Source organism: Enterobacter sp. 302C9, assembly GCF_034106085.1.
In the GTDB taxonomy this organism is placed as follows: Bacteria; Pseudomonadota; Gammaproteobacteria; order Enterobacterales; family Enterobacteriaceae; genus Enterobacter; species Enterobacter asburiae_B.
In genome coordinates this window covers 1-1869 of sequence record NZ_JAWNBW010000024.1, presented here as the reverse complement: position 1 = coordinate 1869, position 1869 = coordinate 1, and the positions used below count along the sequence as shown (strand labels likewise).

At 53.7% G+C, this 1869-nt stretch carries 2 rRNA genes; both read right to left on the bottom strand.

Annotation, left to right across the window (positions count from 1 at the left end):
* Positions 1 to 5 precede the first annotated feature (5 nt).
* Positions 6 to 121 (bottom strand): 5S ribosomal RNA (gene rrf, locus UR289_RS21795).
* A 70-nt stretch (positions 122 to 191) separates the two neighbouring features.
* Positions 192 to 1869: ribosomal RNA gene (locus UR289_RS21790) — 23S ribosomal RNA — on the bottom strand; the annotation flags it as partial.

Genomic DNA, 1869 nt, shown 5'->3' with positions numbered 1-1869 from the left:
TTGATGCCTGGCAGTTCCCTACTCTCACATGGGGAGACCCCACACTACCATCGGCGCTACGGCGTTTCACTTCTGAGTTCGGCATGGGGTCAGGTGGGACCACCGCGCTAAAGCCGCCAGGCAAATTCTGTTAATCTGTATCAGGCTGAAAATCGTGTCTGTCTCATCCGCCGAAACAGCTTCGGCGTTGTAAGGTTAAGCCTCACGGTTCATTAGTATCGGTTAGCTCAACGCATCGCTGCGCTTACACACCCGACCTATCAACGTCGTAGTCTTCAACGTTCCTTCAGGACCCTTAAAGGGTCAGGGAGAACTCATCTCGGGGCAAGTTTCGTGCTTAGATGCTTTCAGCACTTATCTTTTCCGCATTTAGCTACCGGGCAGTGCCATTGGCATGACAACCCGAACACCAGTGATGCGTCCACTCCGGTCCTCTCGTACTAGGAGCAGCCCCCCTCAATTCTCCAGCGCCCACGGCAGATAGGGACCGAACTGTCTCACGACGTTCTAAACCCAGCTCGCGTACCACTTTAAATGGCGAACAGCCATACCCTTGGGACCTACTTCAGCCCCAGGATGTGATGAGCCGACATCGAGGTGCCAAACACCGCCGTCGATATGAACTCTTGGGCGGTATCAGCCTGTTATCCCCGGAGTACCTTTTATCCGTTGAGCGATGGCCCTTCCATTCAGAACCACCGGATCACTATGACCTGCTTTCGCACCTGCTCGAGCCGTCACTCTCGCAGTCAAGCTAGCTTATGCCATTGCACTAACCTCCTGATGTCCGACCAGGATTAGCTAACCTTCGTGCTCCTCCGTTACTCTTTGGGAGGAGACCGCCCCAGTCAAACTACCCACCAGACACTGTCCGCAACCCGGATTACGGGTCTACGTTAGAACACCAGCCATTAAAGGGTGGTATTTCAAGGTCGGCTCCACGCAGACTGGCGTCCACGCTTCAAAGCCTCCCACCTATCCTACACATCAAGGACCAGTGTTCAGTGTCAAGCTATAGTAAAGGTTCACGGGGTCTTTCCGTCTTGCCGCGGGTACACTGCATCTTCACAGCGAGTTCAATTTCACTGAGTCTCGGGTGGAGACAGCCTGGCCATCATTACGCCATTCGTGCAGGTCGGAACTTACCCGACAAGGAATTTCGCTACCTTAGGACCGTTATAGTTACGGCCGCCGTTTACCGGGGCTTCGATCAAGAGCTTCGCGTTGCCGCTAACCCCATCAATTAACCTTCCGGCACCGGGCAGGCGTCACACCGTATACGTCCACTTTCGTGTTTGCACAGTGCTGTGTTTTTAATAAACAGTTGCAGCCAGCTGGTATCTTCGACTGATTTCAGCTCCACCCGCAGGGGCTTCACCTACATATCAGCGTGCCTTCTCCCGAAGTTACGGCACCATTTTGCCTAGTTCCTTCACCCGAGTTCTCTCAAGCGCCTTGGTATTCTCTACCTGACCACCTGTGTCGGTTTGGGGTACGATTTCGTGTTACCTGATGCTTAGAGGCTTTTCCTGGAAGCAGGGCATTTGTTACTTCAGCACCGTAGTGCCTCGTCATCACACCTCAGCGTTAATAAGGTACCGGATTTACCTGGAACCTCCGCCTACATGCTTAAACCGGGACAACCGTCGCCCGGCTAACATAGCCTTCTCCGTCCCCCCTTCGCAGTAACACCAAGTACAGGAATATTAACCTGTTTCCCATCGACTACGCCTTTCGGCCTCGCCTTAGGGGTCGACTCACCCTGCCCCGATTAACGTTGGACAGGAACCCTTGGTCTTCCGGCGAGCGGGCTTTTCACCCGCTTTATCGTTACTTATGTCAGCATTCGCACTTCTGATACCTCCAGCA